The organism is Roseiconus nitratireducens, assembly GCF_008629675.1.
In the GTDB taxonomy this organism is placed as follows: Bacteria; Planctomycetota; Planctomycetia; order Pirellulales; family Pirellulaceae; genus Stieleria; species Stieleria nitratireducens.
Genome location: NZ_VWOX01000002.1, coordinates 310,463 through 326,540, shown reverse-complemented (window position 1 = coordinate 326,540; position 16,078 = coordinate 310,463). Strand labels below are relative to the sequence as shown.

Below are 16,078 nucleotides of genomic sequence, written 5' to 3'. Positions count from 1 at the left end.
TCCACCGGGCATTCGCCATCGCACAAATCGCTTCACTAAAAGGACGCGGCGTCACAGGTCCGAGATTTGCCGCGGCCGTTTGATTCTGCCCTGGAAATGGGGGCGTGGGACGGCGGTACCGCGAGCAGCCGGGGGCACCGCGACTTCCTCCTCGGACCAAGCGGCATCGACCGAGGGCTTTCCACTGCCGGCTGCCCCGTCCAGATCACCCAGGTACTCCTCGCGGACTTTCGGGTGGCGTTTGACCTGGTCCGGGGTGCCATCGATCAGCACCTGTCCTTGGTAAATCACGTAGCAGCGGTCGACCGTGCCCAGGATTTCTCGGGCGGCGTGGTCAGTGATCAACACGCTGATCCCTGAATCACGCAATTGCTTGATCACTCCTTGGATGGACTGGACGGTCACCGGATCGATCCCCGCGAAGGGTTCGTCCAACATCACGATCCGCGGGTTGGAAACCAGGCACCTGGCGATCTCCAGCCGCCGCCGCTCACCGCCGCTCAGCCCTGCCGCTTTGCTTTTGCGAATGTGCGTGATGTTGAACTCTTCCAACAGCTCCTGGGTCCGCACCTTTCGAGCCTTGCGATCCATGCCCAGCAATTCGAGCAACGCAGAAATGTTTTGCTCCACGGTCAACTTTTTGAACACGCTGGGTTCTTGGGGCAGGTAACCCATGTGACCGTCACGGGCGCGCCGGAACATGGGCCAGTCGGTCACGTCGCGTCCTTCCAGATAAACGCGTCCTCGATCCGGCTGCACCATCCCGCAAATCATTCGAAAGCTGGTCGATTTGCCGGCCCCGTTGGGACCCAGCAGGCCGACAATTTCGGCTCGCTCGACACGCAGATTCACTCCGTCGACGACCCGACGCCGACCGTAGGTTTTCTGCAGATCACAAGCTTCCAGGACCGGCGCGTCGGTTGATTCGGTGCCCATTGAATTGAATTCCTTTTCAAGTTGCGCAGCGCTCGCCACGCCGGCAGAAGGCGATGGATTGGATCGATTAGCGGATCAAACGGAATCGGCTGAAGTTGGGATAGAACGGGACGGGCTCGTTCCAGGGGTGCGGCCAGAACACAACCAAGGCCTTGCCGACCAGCAGGTCGCGCGGCACATAGGAGGCATCCGCAAACGCATAGGCTTGGTCACGAAAACGTTCGGGCAGACGGGCGATCCGTTTCGTCCCCGCCCAGCAGCGGGCATCCAGGCTTTCCGGACTGTTGTCGCCCATCGGAAAGAACTGATCTTCGTGCAGTTCGAAACTCACTTTGCGGCGCGTCTGCCACAACGGAAAATCGTCCCACAGGTCCGGTGTCGCCAGCACCGTTTGGATGTCCTGGAAGGAGACGTTTCGCTCGGTCAACGCCCACAACTCATTCATGTCGTAGTCGTAGATTCCGAATGAGCTGTTGTTGGTCGCGCAGTAATATTTGTCACGATGAATCACGACGCGACGGACCGTTGCCGTGCCGCCGCGCACGGCCAGCCCGAAGGGTGACGCGTCCAACGGGTGGACGCCGGGGTCGTAATGGGGAACGTTCTCGTCTTCGCTGCGAAAGCTCCGAGCGTCGAACGTCGTGGCGGTATCGAACGTGACCAGGTCGTCATCGATCCACAGCAGCAGTTGGTCATCACAGTTGCTGTATCGGATGTGGTGAGATTGACCGGCCCGAACGGCCGTCTGCGCCGTCACCGAGCGGATCGGTTCGCCGTCCGCCCCCTGGAAAGGCAATTCCTGGGCTCCGTCCAGGATCATCAGCTTGGCGGTGCCGTCGGTCGCATCCAAATGGCACTGGTACAAAACGCCCGCTTCGACAATCTCGAAGATCAATTCTTTGCAGTCCTCGGACAATTCCACGTCGCATTCGGTGGTCAGGTCGCCCACCCAATGCAGCCCTTCATCGCCAACGCCGCGGTCGCCAAAACGGAGGCTGCTGCCGAACTGGTCGAGCGACGCCCCGGAGCGATAGGCGGCTTCGAAACCGGTCGAGGACGCCATCCGGGCGTTGGAGGGCGCCCGCAAGTAGACTTCGCGGCTGGGCACCGTGACATAGCAATCGTAGGCGTAAAAGTCCGTGACCAATCGGCTGCTGTAGGGATCGACCGACGAAAGCGACTGACCCGCGGCGGCAGCCCGCCACTGCGAGGCATCGGGCCAGTGATGGAAATATCGGATCCACTCCGGCTGCGTCGCATCGGCAGCCTCAACGGTGGCCACCAGACCGTCCGGGCCACGCTGGATTTGCCAGGAATCTTCCGGCGGACTGGTTGCCCCCGGACGCCAGGGTTGAATGCGACTGGGAAAGTCGGACTTGATCAGCGTCTGCGACTGCTCCTTCGTATCGTAGACGTGGTGACGCATCGCCAGAACTTTGTCCGCCGGCTTGCGCAGGATTTCCCCCTGGCCGCTTTCGCCGGTCGGTCGCACATAGACATCGCCATACTGAATCGTCAGCGTTTCGTTGGGCAGTCCCACCAGCCGCTTGATGTAGTTCTGCTTGGGATTTCCCGGGAACTTGAACACGATCACGTCCCAACGCTCCGGCTGGCTCAGCGTGTACGCAAACTTGCTGACCAGGATTCGGTCGCCGTTGAACGTGGCGTGGTTGGAGTTGCCGGCCAAATCCAGCGGGTTGACGTAGCGACAGTTGGGGCACACCCCACCGACCACCGTGTCGTTCTGGACCGGACCCCGTCGCTCCTTGCTGGCACCGACCTGAAACTCGTGACCGCATTGCTGGCAGGTCAAATCCTTGTGGGCGCCCATCAGCGTGGGGGCCATCGAGCCGGTCGGGATCACGAAGGCTTCGGCGACAAAGGCTCGGAAGAGCAGCGCCAGCACGAACGCCACCACGAAGGCTTCCACCGTTTCACGCTGCCCTGACGTGCGAATCTTTTCCGCCCTCCGTTGCTCGGGCGTGCGGTCATCCCGAGTGTCGCCCACGTCGTTCCGCGTTTTTTTGGCCGCAGGCTTTCGCGCCGCGTCGGAGGGGGATTTCGATTTTCGGCTCATCTGGAGAACCAGGGCGGTGGACAGTGGGAGAAGGACGCGGGAGGGGATCGCACGTGATCCTAGCCGTTTTGATGCCGTCTGGGAACTTCGATTCGAATTGGGCGATCTTGGTGCGCGTGCCAGGTTTTGCCTGCGGATCTCCACCCATCACCGCCCGTTGGCTGCGAAACACCGCGGTTTGAAGTGCACGGAAGCAGATTGAACTGCACAGAATTCGAGGAACCGATAGAATGCATCCGCGGTGCAGTGTGTTCCGGAACAGGTCTGTCCGGCGCGGGTCCGTCCGGCATGGTGTCGTCGCACGTGCGGCGGACCCTGGATGAGACGGACCCTGTAGCTGGAGGACGGAGCGGGCAGGGTGAATCCCGCGTCCGCCCTGTTTCCTCAGCGTGATCCGCGTCGATGCACCGCCCGGTCACACCCGGCCCGCAGTGACGCTTTTTTTCGCACCGTTTCCCATGATCGGGCGTATCGAAATCCATGTATTTGGCTGACTTCAACCGATCGGACGTCCGGCAGCGGTCTGGCGTTCGAGCCGACGTTGCATCCGCTACCGCCAAATCGGCGGAGGCGGTCGCCGATCGATCCCGGCCGCAGATCAAGCCCCGGATTGCGACGGTGATCGTCGGTTGGTTCTTGATCTCCTCCCTGGTACTCGTGCAAGTCGCCCGCGGCGACGATCAGGCTTCGTCCAAAGCTCAGACTTCGTCCAACCGGGTCACCGACGAGGAGATCCAGGATTGGATCGAAAAGTTGGGCAGCGACAGCTACGCCACGCGGATGCGAGCCCGCAATCAACTCAAGCGGTTCGGTCTGCAAGCTTTCGACGCCTTGCGAGAAGCTCAGAACCACAGCGACAGTGAAATCCTGTCGGCGGCTCGCTACCTGATCGGCAGCCTGCAAGTCAGCTGGTCCGAGGAAACCGATCCCAAGGAAGTGCGAGAAATCCTGGTCGAATACGGCGCTCAAACGGATACCGAGCGGCTGGCGCGAATCCAGTTGCTGGGCCGTTTGCCCGACCGCATGGGCATTGCGGCCCTGGCCCGGGTGGCACGTTTTGATCGCACCATCCAGCTCAGCCGCCGTGCCGCGATGCTGGTTCTCAAGCAGCCGATGGCCGAGGACGTTGCCCAGCGGCGGCAGACGGCCGAACGCATCGAGGAGATCGTGTCGGGAAACGATCGCGATGCCTCCAAATGGTTGTCCGCCTATGCCAAGGATCTTCGTGAAGGGACCTACGGGGCCGAGCGCTGGCGGGAGCTGGTCGAAGAGCAGCGGCAAATCGTCAACACCGGCGCCAGCAAGAATGTGGATTCCGCTTCGGTGATTGAATTGATCCGCACGCTCGCCTCGCGGGCCATTGACGAGGGTGAAACCGATGCTGCCCTGGCATTGGTCGGTGAACATATCGATCTCGTCCCGCCCCGCACCAACGATCTGGTCGAACATTGTGATTGGGCAACCCGGCACGGGCTGTATCCGATCGTGGTCGAGCTCTATCAGCAGAATCTGCATCTTTTTGAAGAGAACGCTGACCTGTTGTATGCCGCTGCCGAGGCTTTCGGCCAAACCGGTCGCGAGGACGAATCGCAGCGGCTTGCCAAACAGGCCCTTCAAATCGAACCGTTCCCGGTTGTCGCTGATGCCGGCGAGGACAAGCCGGACCAGGAACAACAGGAAGACGGGCAGGCCGTCAGTGATCGACGATTGCAGGAAATCGGCTACACGCACTTCCGCGTCGCCAGGTTGCTTCGCAAGCGGGGACGATTCCAGTGGGCCGAACGCGAATTGCGATACGTCATCGAACACTGCGACATCGAACTGTCCGTGGGCGTCATTGCTCGCCACGACTTGGCGATGATTTACAGCGAACAGCTTCGGCACGCCGAAGCAACCGACGCCATCGAACCCATTGTCGATCGGTTATCCAAGGACCGGATGTACCAGGCGCGGATGGGCAACAACATGGGCAGCGTCAATCAGATTCGCAGCCTGTATGAGTACGAAACGGCCATGCAAACGCTGGCAGCAGTCGATGGCGATCTGGATCGGCTTAGCCCCGCAGAACTGCAGGGAGTGAAAGAACGGCTGCAGCTGGCCTACCGCTATGACAGCCAGAACATCGACATCCTGATCAAGATGTTTCGGATCAGTGACCCCGCCGATCCCGACTGGGACACGACGGTGCGAAAGCAGATCTCCCAGAACCGCATGAAATTGGAGAAGCAAATCGCGGATGCGGAAAAGCACGTCAAGGAAAATGTCATCGAGGAGTGGAAGGCACTGCTGGCGGAGACGCTGAACCAGTACGCCTGGCTGGTCGCCAACACCGAGGGCGACTTTGATCGGGCGCTCAAAGCCAGCCAACGGTCCTTGACGATGGGTAACGTCGAGGATCCGTCCAGCCGGTCCGCGCGTCTGGATACGCTGGCTCGCTGCTATTTTGCACTCGGTGAAATCGAAACGGCGATCGAGACTCAAAAGGAAGCCCTCTCCCTGATGCCGCATTCTCCGCCGATGCTGCGGCAACTTGCCGAGTTTGAAGCTGCCCGCTAGCTGGAAAGCACCACTTTCAATCAAGCACACCGTGATTTGCGGTGCAATGAGCGGCAGGACGCTGGCCGCCGGTTGATCACGAAGTCGATGTAGCTACCGTCGCCAGACGGTGGCAATGCCGTCTCTTCATCTTCCACACTCTGGCGAGCGTGGTTACTTGTGTGTTGTCCAGCGATCAATCTTGGACCGTCTCGGCCGCAGCACCGACATCCGTCCGGTAGCCTTCCGCATGAACGCATCATTCGCACCAGGGCGGTTGTGACGGTGGCGGCGGTTGGCGCTTCCGTAATGACGTAGGTCGATTGGCTGCATTGCTAGCAAGTGGGCGTCGATAGGTTGGGTGGAACACCTCTCTCCTCCTCCCACGCATCCGGAGACGATTAGTTATGTGGCGATCGCTCTTCATCGCTTTCGGCATCATGGCGATCATCGTCGGCTTTGAGTCCCTGATCATCGAAAGCGCCACGTTCTATTCCCACCGCGGTTCGACGCCGACGGAGTTCTTTGATCCGTCCAGCGTGCCCGGACAACAGACAAAGACCTGGCAACCGACGGAATGGTTCCCCTGGCTGGTGCTCAGCGCCGGGGCCCTGATCGTGATCTACTCGTTCACGCTTCCCAAACGGTTCAACGCTTCGGCCGAGTGAGCCCGGTCTTTTCAATCGCGTTCAGGCGGCGTGGCGGTTGTCCGTTCAGCCTCGGCCGCGGCGACGAGCACACGCACGTTCAGCCGGCAAATCGCCGCTGCAACGCCTGAAAGGCGGTGAACGATGGCCGTCCGAGGTGGCGGCTGATCCTCCATGATCCACCTGTAGTGGCGTCGTGGGGCCCCTTGCGGTGATTCGAAATCGGCCGCGGGCCCCGCGTCTTGACGGGCATCGGCCCCGGGTTTACGTTCCCCATTAGTAATTCTACGGGCAGCTCGCCCGGTCTATAAGAGTTTCTAATACCGGTTCCGATTTGCAACTTCGTTCGCTCGAGATTTTCTGTGACGTCGCCAAGCTGCGTAGCTTTTCGAAAGCTGCGGATGCTCGGGGTGTGTCGCAGAGTGCGGTCAGCCAGACCGTGCAGCATCTGGAGGAATCGTTGGGGACGCAGTTGATCGATCGGTCCAGCCGCCCGCTCTCGCTGACTCGCGCGGGCCAGACCTACTTTCGCGGGCTGCAGTCGGTGTTGGCAAAGTATCACCAGCTGGAGCGCGAGGTGATCACGGCCGGGCACCGCGTCAGTGGTCCGTTGCACGTTGCCGCGATCTACTCGGTCGGGTTGAGCTACCTACCCGATGCGAAGGAAGAGTTCGCGCGGGTGTATCCCGAGGTGGACGTGCGAGTCGATTACGGCCGCAACGAGGACGTGATCGAGCGGTTGCTCGGCGGAGAAGTTGAACTGGGGCTGGTTAGTTTTCCCAAGTCGACCAAACAGATCGTGGCGGTCCCGTGGCAGAAGGAGCCGATGCGATTGGTGTGTTCGGCCAAGCACCCGCTGGCCAAACGCAACGAAGTCTCGCTGTCGGATCTGGACGGGTTGGAAATGGTCGGCTTCGATTCCAGCCTGGAGCTTCGCCGTTCGATCGATCAGCACCTCAAGCGGGCCGGCGTCCGCGTGGATTTTCGCACCGAGTTTGACAACGCCGATTCGATCGTTCGAGCCATCCAAGCCAACGACGGTGCTGGGTTCTTGCCCGAAGCCGCGGTGCGGCGCGAGACGGCCGCCGGAGCCTTGCGGGTGGTCGCCTGTCGCGGCCTGAGCATGATCCGGCCTTTGGGGATCATCTTCCGACGTTCGGGGCGACCCAGCCGCGCCGGACACGAGTTCGGATCCCTGTTGCTGGGCCGGCCCTTGGATCCGGAACGTGACAAGAAATCGAAACCCGGCGAGGCAAAGCCAGATGTTTCCGACGCGGCGATCGAGACGGGGACCTCCGTCATCGCCTGAGAATCGCTTCGCCATTTGATGCCGATGGATCCAATTCGGTGGCGCTGACAAACGGCGGGCCCTGCTCCCGCCACACTCATCCAACCTTCCCCCCTGACCTAAACGACAGATGACCGCAAGCCAACCGACCAACGAGCGCAAAAGACTCTTTCACCTGCCGCCCGCTCAGGGGTTGTACGATCCCGAGCACGAGAAAGACGCCTGTGGCGTCGGCTTCATCGCGCACATCAAAGGCGTGGCCAGTCACCAGAACGTGCTGGATGCCGATCAAATCTTGCGCGCGATGGATCACCGCGGTGCGTGCGGCTGCGAGCCGAACACCGGGGACGGTTGCGGGATGATGTGCGGTTTGCCCCACAAATTCCTGACTCGCGTCGCGAAAGAAGATCTGGGCGTGGACCTTCCGGAACCCGGGCGATTTGCCGCGGGTTTGGTGTTCTTGCCGCAAGACGACGCGGAGCGGGCTCACTGCAAGAAAGTCATCGAAGAACTGATCGCCGACCGCGGACAGGTCTTTTTCGGTTGGCGGGATGTGCCGCAAGCGACCGACCACGCCGACGTCGGGCCGACCGCGCGAGCCGCTGAACCGGTGATCGAGCAGCTTTTCGTTGGTGCCGCCGAAGGGCTCAAGGGCGACGCCTTCGAGCGTGAGTTGTACGTGATTCGCAAGCGTGCCAGCCATTTGTTGCGCGGCAGCGAAACGTTGGAACAGGCCTTGATGTTCTACATCTGTTCGCTGAGCACCAAGGTGATCATCTACAAGGGAATGCTGACGCCCGCGCAGCTGCTTCCCTACTTCCCCGATCTTCGCGACGAAGATTTCGAGACGCACCTGGCAATGGTGCACAGCCGCTTCTCCACCAACACGTTTCCCAGCTGGGACCGCGCTCAACCCTTGCGGTTTATGAGCCACAACGGCGAAATCAATACGCTTCGCGGTAACAGCAACTGGATGAAGGCCCGCCAGGGGACGGCCGAAAGCAAGTTGTTCGGCGATGAACTGCCCAAACTGTTTCCCGTGGTCGAACCGGAATGCAGTGACTCGGGCACCTTCGACAACGTGCTGGAATTCTTGTTGATGAACGGCCGCACGTTGCAGGAAGCCATCATGATGATGGTGCCCGAGGCGTGGCAGAAGCACGACACGATGAGCGAAGACAAGCGGGCGTTCTACGAGTATTTTTCGTGCCTGATGGAACCGTGGGACGGCCCGGCGTCGATCGCGTTCACCGACGGGAAGTACATCGGGGCGACACTGGACCGAAACGGTCTGCGTCCGAGCCGCTATTACGTCACGCACGACGACCGCGTGATCATGGCCAGCGAAGTCGGCGTGTTGCCGGTCGATCCGGCCATCGTCAAAGAGAAGGGCCGTCTGCAACCGGGCAAGATGTTCCTGATCGATTTCGAACAGGGCCGGCTGATTCCCGACGAAGAGCTGAAGAGTTCGTTTGCCAAGGCGATGCCCTACGGCGACTGGTTGCGTGCCGAGCGGATCCGTCTGGCCGACCTGCACCCGGAGAACCAGGCGCACGGGTTCGACGAGGAAACGTTGCTGCCGCGGATGCAGGCATTCGGCTACACCAGCGAAACCATGAATTTCATGCTGCGTCCGCTGGTCCGCGATCTTCGCGATCCGGTCGGGTCGATGGGCAACGACAGTGCCCTGGCGTGTCTGAGCGATCAGCCGCGAATGATCTATGACTACTTCAAACAACTGTTCGCTCAGGTGACCAACCCCGCGATCGATTCGATTCGCGAGGAAGTCATCATGTCGTTGGAGTGCTACATCGGTCCCGAGCAGAACCTGCTCGATGCCACCCCGGCTCACTGCCACCGGTTGTTGGTCGAGCATCCGATTTTGACCAACGAAGAATTGTCGGCCCTGGCGACGATCGACTACGAAGGCTGGAAGAGCCGTGTGATCGACATCACCTTTGATCGTGCCGAAGGCAAGGCCGGCATCCAGAAGACGCTCGACCGGATTTCGGCCGAAGCGGAAGCCGCCGCCGATGCGGGCGTTCAGTTGGTGATTCTGTCGGATCGAAAGATCGGTCCCGATCGCGTCCCGGTCAGCTCGCTGCTGGCAACCGGTGCGGTGCACCATCACCTGGTCAAGCAAGCCAAACGGACTCGGATCGGATTGGTGATCGAATCCGGAGAAGCCCGCGAGGTGCACCATCACTGCTTGCTGATCGGCTACGGGGCCGATGCGATCAATCCGTACCTGGCGTTCGAGGCCCTGTGGCAGGCTCGACGTGACGGCCTGATGGATTCGACCCTGGACGATGACAAGATCGTCGCCGCTTACCGCAAGGGCGTCGCCAAGGGCATGTTGAAGGTGATGGCCAAGATGGGCATCAGCACCCTGCAGAGCTACAAGGGTGCTCAGATCTTTGAGGCCTTGGGGCTGAAGGACGAAGTCATCAAGAAGTGCTTCGTGGGGACCGCCAGCCGCATTCAAGGCGTTTCGTTCGACGTGCTGGCCGAAGAAACGCTGCGGCGTCACGAACTGGGCTATCCCAAGCGGAAAGCGGATACGCTTCCGTCCCTGCCGAACCTGGGAGAGTACCACTGGCGAGCCGAAGGCGAGAAGCACGCCTGGACCCCGGAATCGATCGCCAACCTGCAAGTGGCGGCGAAGACCAATAACGAAGATGCGTACTGGCGGTTCGCCGAGAAGATCAACTCGGACAACCGGCTTCGATGCACGCTGCGTGGTCTGCTGGATTTCCAAGACACCGGCAACTCGATCCCCTTAGAAGAGGTCCAACCGGCCTCGGAAATCGTCAAACGGTTCTGCACCGGTGCGATGAGTTTCGGCAGCATCAGCGCCGAATCGCACGAAACCCTGGCCGTTGCCATGAACCGCCTGGGTGGAAAGAGCAACACCGGAGAAGGCGGTGAAGACCCGGCACGCTTTCAGCCGCTGGAAAACGGCGACTCCAAACGCTCGGCGATCAAGCAGGTCGCTTCCGGACGCTTCGGTGTGACGATCGAATACTTGACCAACGCGGACGAGATTCAGATCAAGGTCTCACAGGGTGCCAAGCCCGGCGAAGGCGGCGAGCTTCCCGGCCGCAAGGTCGATGATACCATCGCTCGCATCCGCTACAGCACCCCGGGCGTCGGGCTGATCAGCCCGCCCCCGCACCACGACATTTATTCGATCGAGGATTTGGCGCAGCTGATTCATGACCTGAAGAACGCGAATCGCTCGGCGCGGATCAGTGTCAAGCTGGTTTCCGAAGTGGGTGTGGGCGTGATCGCCAGCGGTGTCGCCAAGGCGTTTGCCGATCACATCCTGATCTCCGGTGACACCGGCGGAACGGGGGCTTCGCCGCTGACCAGCATCAAGCACGCCGGTCTGCCCTGGGAACTGGGGATCGCCGAAACCCACCAGGTCCTGGTCTTGAACGATCTCCGCAGTCGTGTGGTGTTGCAAACCGATGGCGGATTGAAAACCGGACGGGACGTCGTCATCGCGGCGCTGTTGGGTGCCGAAGAGTTCGGATTCTCCACCGCACCGCTGGTCACCCTCGGTTGCATCATGATGCGGAAGTGTCACTTGAACACGTGCCCGGTGGGAATCGCCACGCAGGATCCGTATCTGCGCAGCAAGTTCGAAGGCAAGCCGGAGTACGTGGTCAACTACCTGTTCATGGTCGCCGAGGAAGCTCGTCGCATCATGGCCAAGTTGGGCTTCCGAACGATCGACGAAATGGTGGGTCACAGCGAGGTGTTGCACACCGACGCGGCGATCAAACACTGGAAGGCTGACGGGTTGGACCTGACGGCGATCCTCCGCCCGGCGGCCAAGCCGCACCAGGACGTGGGAGTGATCTGCCGAATGGCGCAGGACCACGGACTGGATCGTTCGCTGGACCTGACCAGGATCTTGAACGAAGCTCGTGAGGCGATCGAATCCAAAAAGCCGGTCGTCATCGAATCCCCGATCGTGAACACCAACCGGACCGTGGGAACCATCCTCAGCAACGAGGTGGCGAAGGTCCATGGCCAACCCGGGTTGCCGGACGACACGATCCGTTTGCAGTTGCAGGGTTCGGCCGGTCAGAGCCTGGGGGCGTTTCTGGCCCACGGCATCACGATCGATTTGGAAGGCGATGCCAACGACTACGTCGGCAAGGGGCTCAGCGGTGGCCGAATCATCGTCTACCCGCCCAAGCAAAGCACCTTCAAGTCGGAGGACAACATCCTGGTCGGCAACGTGTGCCTGTACGGTGCCACCAGCGGCGAAGCCTACTTCCGCGGCCGTGCAGCCGAACGATTCTGCGTTCGCAACAGCGGGGCCCGGGCGGTGGTCGAAGGCGTCGGCGATCACGGTTGCGAATACATGACCGGCGGGCGGGTCGTGATTCTGGGTGAAACCGGACGAAACTTTGCCGCCGGGATGAGTGGCGGAATCGCTTACGTCTGGGACCGCCGTGGCGATTTCAATCTTCGCTGCAACCTGGCATTGGTTGACCTGGACCGGATCGAAGGTGCCGACGAACAGGCCGAAGTCAAGGAAATGATTTCACTGCACCATCGCTACACCGGAAGCGAAGTTGCCGCCGCCGCGTTGGAGGACTGGGATCAGTTCCTGACGCAGTGCGTCAAGGTGATGCCGACCGACTACAAACGCGTCTTGGAACAACAAGCGGCAAAAACCGCCGCAACCTGATCCCAGGCTCCGTTGCCTTCATCCAACTTAAACGCGCGGCGTTCAATCCCCCGGCCGACCGCGCGATTCAAAACACGCCATTCCCGCATGAAATTACGAGACCATCGCCATGGGTAAGCCCACCGGATTCAAAGAGTACGACCGTAAGAAAGTTCCGTGGCGTTTGCCGGTCGTTCGCTTGAACGACTACGACGAGATCTACACCGAGCACAAGATCGAACAGCTGCAGGAGCAAGGCGCTCGCTGCATGGACTGTGGGGTCCCGTTTTGCCAATCCGCAAGCGGCTGTCCGATCGATAACTTGATTCCCGAGTGGAACGACCTGGTTTACAACAACCGTTGGAAGGAAGCGATCGAACGGTTGCACAAGACCAACAACTTTCCGGAGTTCACCGGTCGGACCTGTCCGGCTCCTTGCGAAGGTTCCTGCGTGTTGGGAATCAACCATCCGCCGGTGACCATCAAGAACATCGAAAACGCGATCGTCGACCGAGCCTGGGAAGAGGGTTGGATCAATCCCGAGCCACCCGTCGAACGCACCGGCAAGACCGTGGCAATCGTCGGCAGCGGCCCGTCCGGCATGACCGCCGCCGACCAGCTGAACAAAGCGGGTCACCAGGTTACCGTTTTCGAACGAGCCGATCGCGTTGGAGGACTGCTGCAGTACGGCATTCCCAACATGAAACTGTCCAAGAAGGTCGTGCAACGACGCGTCGATAAGATGACCGCCGAAGGCGTGACCTTCAAAACCGGCGTGAACGTCGGCAAGGACGTCGATCCCAAAGAGCTGGTCAATGAGTTTGACGCCGTGCTGTTGGCCTGTGGGGCCACCAAACCGCGTGACTTGCCGATTCCCAACCGCGACGCACCGGGCGTACACTTCGCGATGGAATTCCTGACCGCCAACACCAAGCAATCGGTCCACGGCGATTCGCTCGGTGACGGCTTCATCAGCGCCGAAGGAAAGGACGTGATCGTGATCGGCGGCGGTGATACCGGGACCGACTGCATCGCCACCAGCCTGCGACATGGTTGCCGCAGCATCGTCAACTTCGAATTGCTGCCCAAGCCGCCCGAGCACCGCGCTCCGGACAATCCCTGGCCGGAATGGCCGCGAATCTTCCGCGTCGATTACGGCCACGAAGAAGCTGAAGCAAAGTTTGGGCACGACCCCCGCGAGTACCAATTGCTCAGCAAAGAATTCATGGTCGACGACAACGGTCAGCTCAGCGGGATCCGCACCGTGCAGGTGGAATGGACCAAGGACGAAGACGGGAAGTGGCAGATGGCCGAACAGCCCGAAACCGAGAAGGTCTGGCCGGCGCAACTGATTCTGTTGTCGATGGGATTCCTGGGGCCCGATCAGTACTTGCCGGAGTCACTGGGGATGGAAACGGACCCGCGAAGCAATTTCAAAGCCGAGCACGGAAAGTTTGCGACCAACATCGACAAGGTGTTTGCGGCCGGTGACTGTCGACGCGGCCAAAGTCTGGTCGTGTGGGCGATCAACGAAGGCCGCGGGGCCGCCCGGGCGATCGACGTGTTCCTGCAGGGTGAAAGTCATTTGCCGGCCCCGGGGTTGACCATGGGCACCTCGATGCAAGTCACCTGAGGCGCCAATCGAGCGTCCCCGCGGCGACTTTGGTCCAGCGACGACGTGTTCCGCCACTTCACCCTCCCGTTCGGAGGTCGTGCAGCTTTGAATCACCCTCCCTCCGGGAGGGTCGCGGAGGAGCCCCGCGACGACGCGGGGAGGGTTGTCCGGCCCGATTGATTTCAGTGGGTTCACGAACACACCCTCCCCAAAGGCTCGTGCCCCGCCTTTCACCCTCCCTCCGGGAGGGTGAATTTCAGAAAAGCACGCTTTTCCCTCGATCGGAAAGCTGCACGACCTCCAAGCTGAGGGTGAAGCAGAGAGCGCCTGACATTGATCGTCACTGTGGGGCTAGCCGCGAATGCTCTCGCCTCAACCGGCGGCCAACGTCTTGCCACCCACGGCATGGCAAATCACGGTGTTATTGATGAGAATCGGCGCTGCGCAGTTAGGAACGCGACTCGGTAACCCTGGCTAGATTTAGCGTGTCCACTCTCTGGCGACGGTGGCTACACTAACCCTCGTCCGCGTGGCCCGGCGGTCGGTCTCTCGGTTCCGCACGGTCCACCGGAGAATTCCCCTTCGGTTTTTACGATTCAACGCCTTCCTTCGGTTCCATTGAAATGAAACGTCGCCAATTCCTTCGCACCGGTGCCGCGCTGTCCCTGGCACTCTCCCAGTCCCGTTGGCTGCAAGCTCTGGACGCGGACAATCGCTATCGCAAAGAAATCGGCATTCAACTGTACACGCTGCGCAATGAGATCCGCGACGACGTGGCGGGAACGCTCAAGGCGGTCGCGGAAGCCGGCTACCAGCAAGTCGAACCGTATGGCTTTCCCGGCGCCGACGAGATGATCCAGGCGGCCAAGGACAATGGGATGGCGGTCCACTCCTCCCACATCAACGCCGACGCAATTCTGTATCCTGATCGCCAGGGGGCCCCCACCGTCGACGTCCTGTTGGAAAAGGCCAACGATGCCGGTTTGACGCATTTGGTGGTTCCCTATCTGGCCAACGACCTCCGCGGTTCGTTGGACCAATACAAGCAGGTTGCCGAACGTTTGAACGCGGCCGCCGAATCGGCCAGCCAGGCCGGAATCCAGCTGTCTTATCACAACCACGCGTTCGAGTTTCAACCGCTGAAGGATGGCCGCTGCGGCTATGACGTGTTCATGGATGAGTTCAGCGACAAGATGAAATTCGAAGTCGATATCTTTTGGGTTCGCGTCGGCGGTCACGACCCGGCCGCGTTGATTCGAAAGCTTCGGGGGCGGGTGTCTCAGTTGCACCTCAAAGATCTGGATCCGTCCGTCAAGACGCCGGAATTCGGTTCGGTCCCCGCGGAAGCGTTTCAGGAACTTGGCGACGGAGTGATCGACATGGAACCCGTCCTGGCTGCCGCGGCCGATGCCGGCGTGGCTCACTGCCACGTGGAGCAAGACCAGTCTCCGCATCCGGTCAAGAGCATCCAGCAAAGCATGGCGTATCTGCGGCAGCTTTGAGTTTGTCGGTGATTTGGTGGACCGCCCGAAAGCGATCACAAGGTGCGAAGTCGGCGTGACGGCTTCCCGCCGGGTTCCCGCAAACGGTTGGCGATGTTTAGCACGCCCGTTGTGTTTTCGACGCACATGATGCGCGGTCGCATCATCGTTGGCCCGTTGGGGGGCCTGGCGAAGCGCATGCTCGGAACCCCTGCGGGGGCAGAAAGATGAACGCTTTTTCAGGCTTCCAGGATTCTTGCCGAATTGTTCAACATTCCGTTTGCTCCGAGGGCGTTTTCCTAGCAGATTTCAATGGCGTTGAAATCCACTAGAAAAATTGTTCTCACCAATCCTCTCAAGACCGGAAGAGAATCCCCAAGGACGTCTCAGGGAACGTCGTTCCCTCGAATTCCGCGTCGGCAGGGGAAGGAGTTGATCGAAATGTTGCGTCAAAGCGGCAGTGCACCGAATATGGATGTTGAGTTTGCGGTACGCGATCTACTCGACGAGGACGCCTTTCACGATCGCATCGAAAACCGTTCTTCCCACCGGGATCACCTGGTGCGTCCGGTCAAGCTTCGTGTCCGCGGCTCCGATGCCGAGTTGCTCGCCTTTTCTCGCAACGTCTCCTGTGCGGGGATCGGATTGATCACCGACACCCAGATCCCCGAACGCGCGGTCGCGGTTCTGACGGTGGAGAGCTTGAAGAGCGGGCCGGTGAAGTTCTTGGCTGAATGTCGCTGGTGCCGTTCCTACGGACAGAACTGGAAGATCTCCGGTTGGAGATTCATCAACGTGCACCAGTAGGTTGGGCT

9 protein-coding genes are annotated in these 16,078 nt (G+C 60.6%); 7 read left to right on the top strand and 2 right to left on the bottom strand.

The features are described from left to right. Window positions 1-51: 51 nt before the first annotated feature. Together lptB and lepB are read right to left on the bottom strand one after the other, a co-directional pair. The gene (gene lptB / locus FYK55_RS03845) at window positions 52-936 is read right to left on the bottom strand and encodes an LPS export ABC transporter ATP-binding protein (RefSeq protein WP_150075051.1); all 885 of its coding nucleotides are present in this window, start codon (window positions 934-936) and stop codon (window positions 52-54) included. A 67-nt stretch (window positions 937-1,003) separates the two neighbouring features. Next, entirely contained in the window at window positions 1,004-3,013 is a 2,010-nt protein-coding gene (lepB, locus tag FYK55_RS03840; RefSeq protein WP_150075050.1) for a signal peptidase I, read from the bottom strand. A 480-nt stretch (window positions 3,014-3,493) separates the two neighbouring features. Between lepB and FYK55_RS03835 the strand changes: the two genes are divergently transcribed. The 7 genes from FYK55_RS03835 (at window position 3,494) to FYK55_RS03805 (ending at window position 16,070) form a co-directional block, all read left to right on the top strand. Further along, window positions 3,494-5,569 (top strand): hypothetical protein, encoded by a 2,076-nt coding sequence (locus FYK55_RS03835; protein ID WP_150075048.1) that lies wholly within the window; start codon window positions 3,494-3,496, stop codon window positions 5,567-5,569. Between the two features lie 386 nt (window positions 5,570-5,955). Next, the gene (locus FYK55_RS03830; protein ID WP_150075046.1) at window positions 5,956-6,216 is read left to right on the top strand and encodes a hypothetical protein; all 261 of its coding nucleotides are present in this window, start codon (window positions 5,956-5,958) and stop codon (window positions 6,214-6,216) included. A gap of 313 nt (window positions 6,217-6,529) precedes the next feature. Next, a complete protein-coding gene (locus FYK55_RS03825; RefSeq protein ID WP_150075044.1) occupies window positions 6,530-7,504 on the top strand; it encodes a LysR family transcriptional regulator in 975 nt (324 codons plus the stop codon). 109 nt (window positions 7,505-7,613) lie between these two features. After that, a complete protein-coding gene (gltB, locus tag FYK55_RS03820) occupies window positions 7,614-12,188 on the top strand; it encodes a glutamate synthase large subunit (protein ID WP_150075042.1) in 4,575 nt (1,524 codons plus the stop codon). Between the two features lie 109 nt (window positions 12,189-12,297). Next, a complete protein-coding gene (locus FYK55_RS03815; RefSeq protein ID WP_150075040.1) occupies window positions 12,298-13,800 on the top strand; it encodes a glutamate synthase subunit beta in 1,503 nt (500 codons plus the stop codon). A 605-nt stretch (window positions 13,801-14,405) separates the two neighbouring features. Then, on the top strand, window positions 14,406-15,284 hold the full coding sequence (locus tag FYK55_RS03810; RefSeq protein WP_150075038.1) for a sugar phosphate isomerase/epimerase family protein: 879 nt from the start codon (window positions 14,406-14,408) through the stop codon (window positions 15,282-15,284). A gap of 420 nt (window positions 15,285-15,704) precedes the next feature. Next, window positions 15,705-16,070, top strand: coding sequence for a PilZ domain-containing protein (locus FYK55_RS03805; protein ID WP_161604292.1), 366 nt, complete (start codon window positions 15,705-15,707; stop codon window positions 16,068-16,070). The last annotated feature ends 8 nt before the right edge of the window (window positions 16,071-16,078 follow it).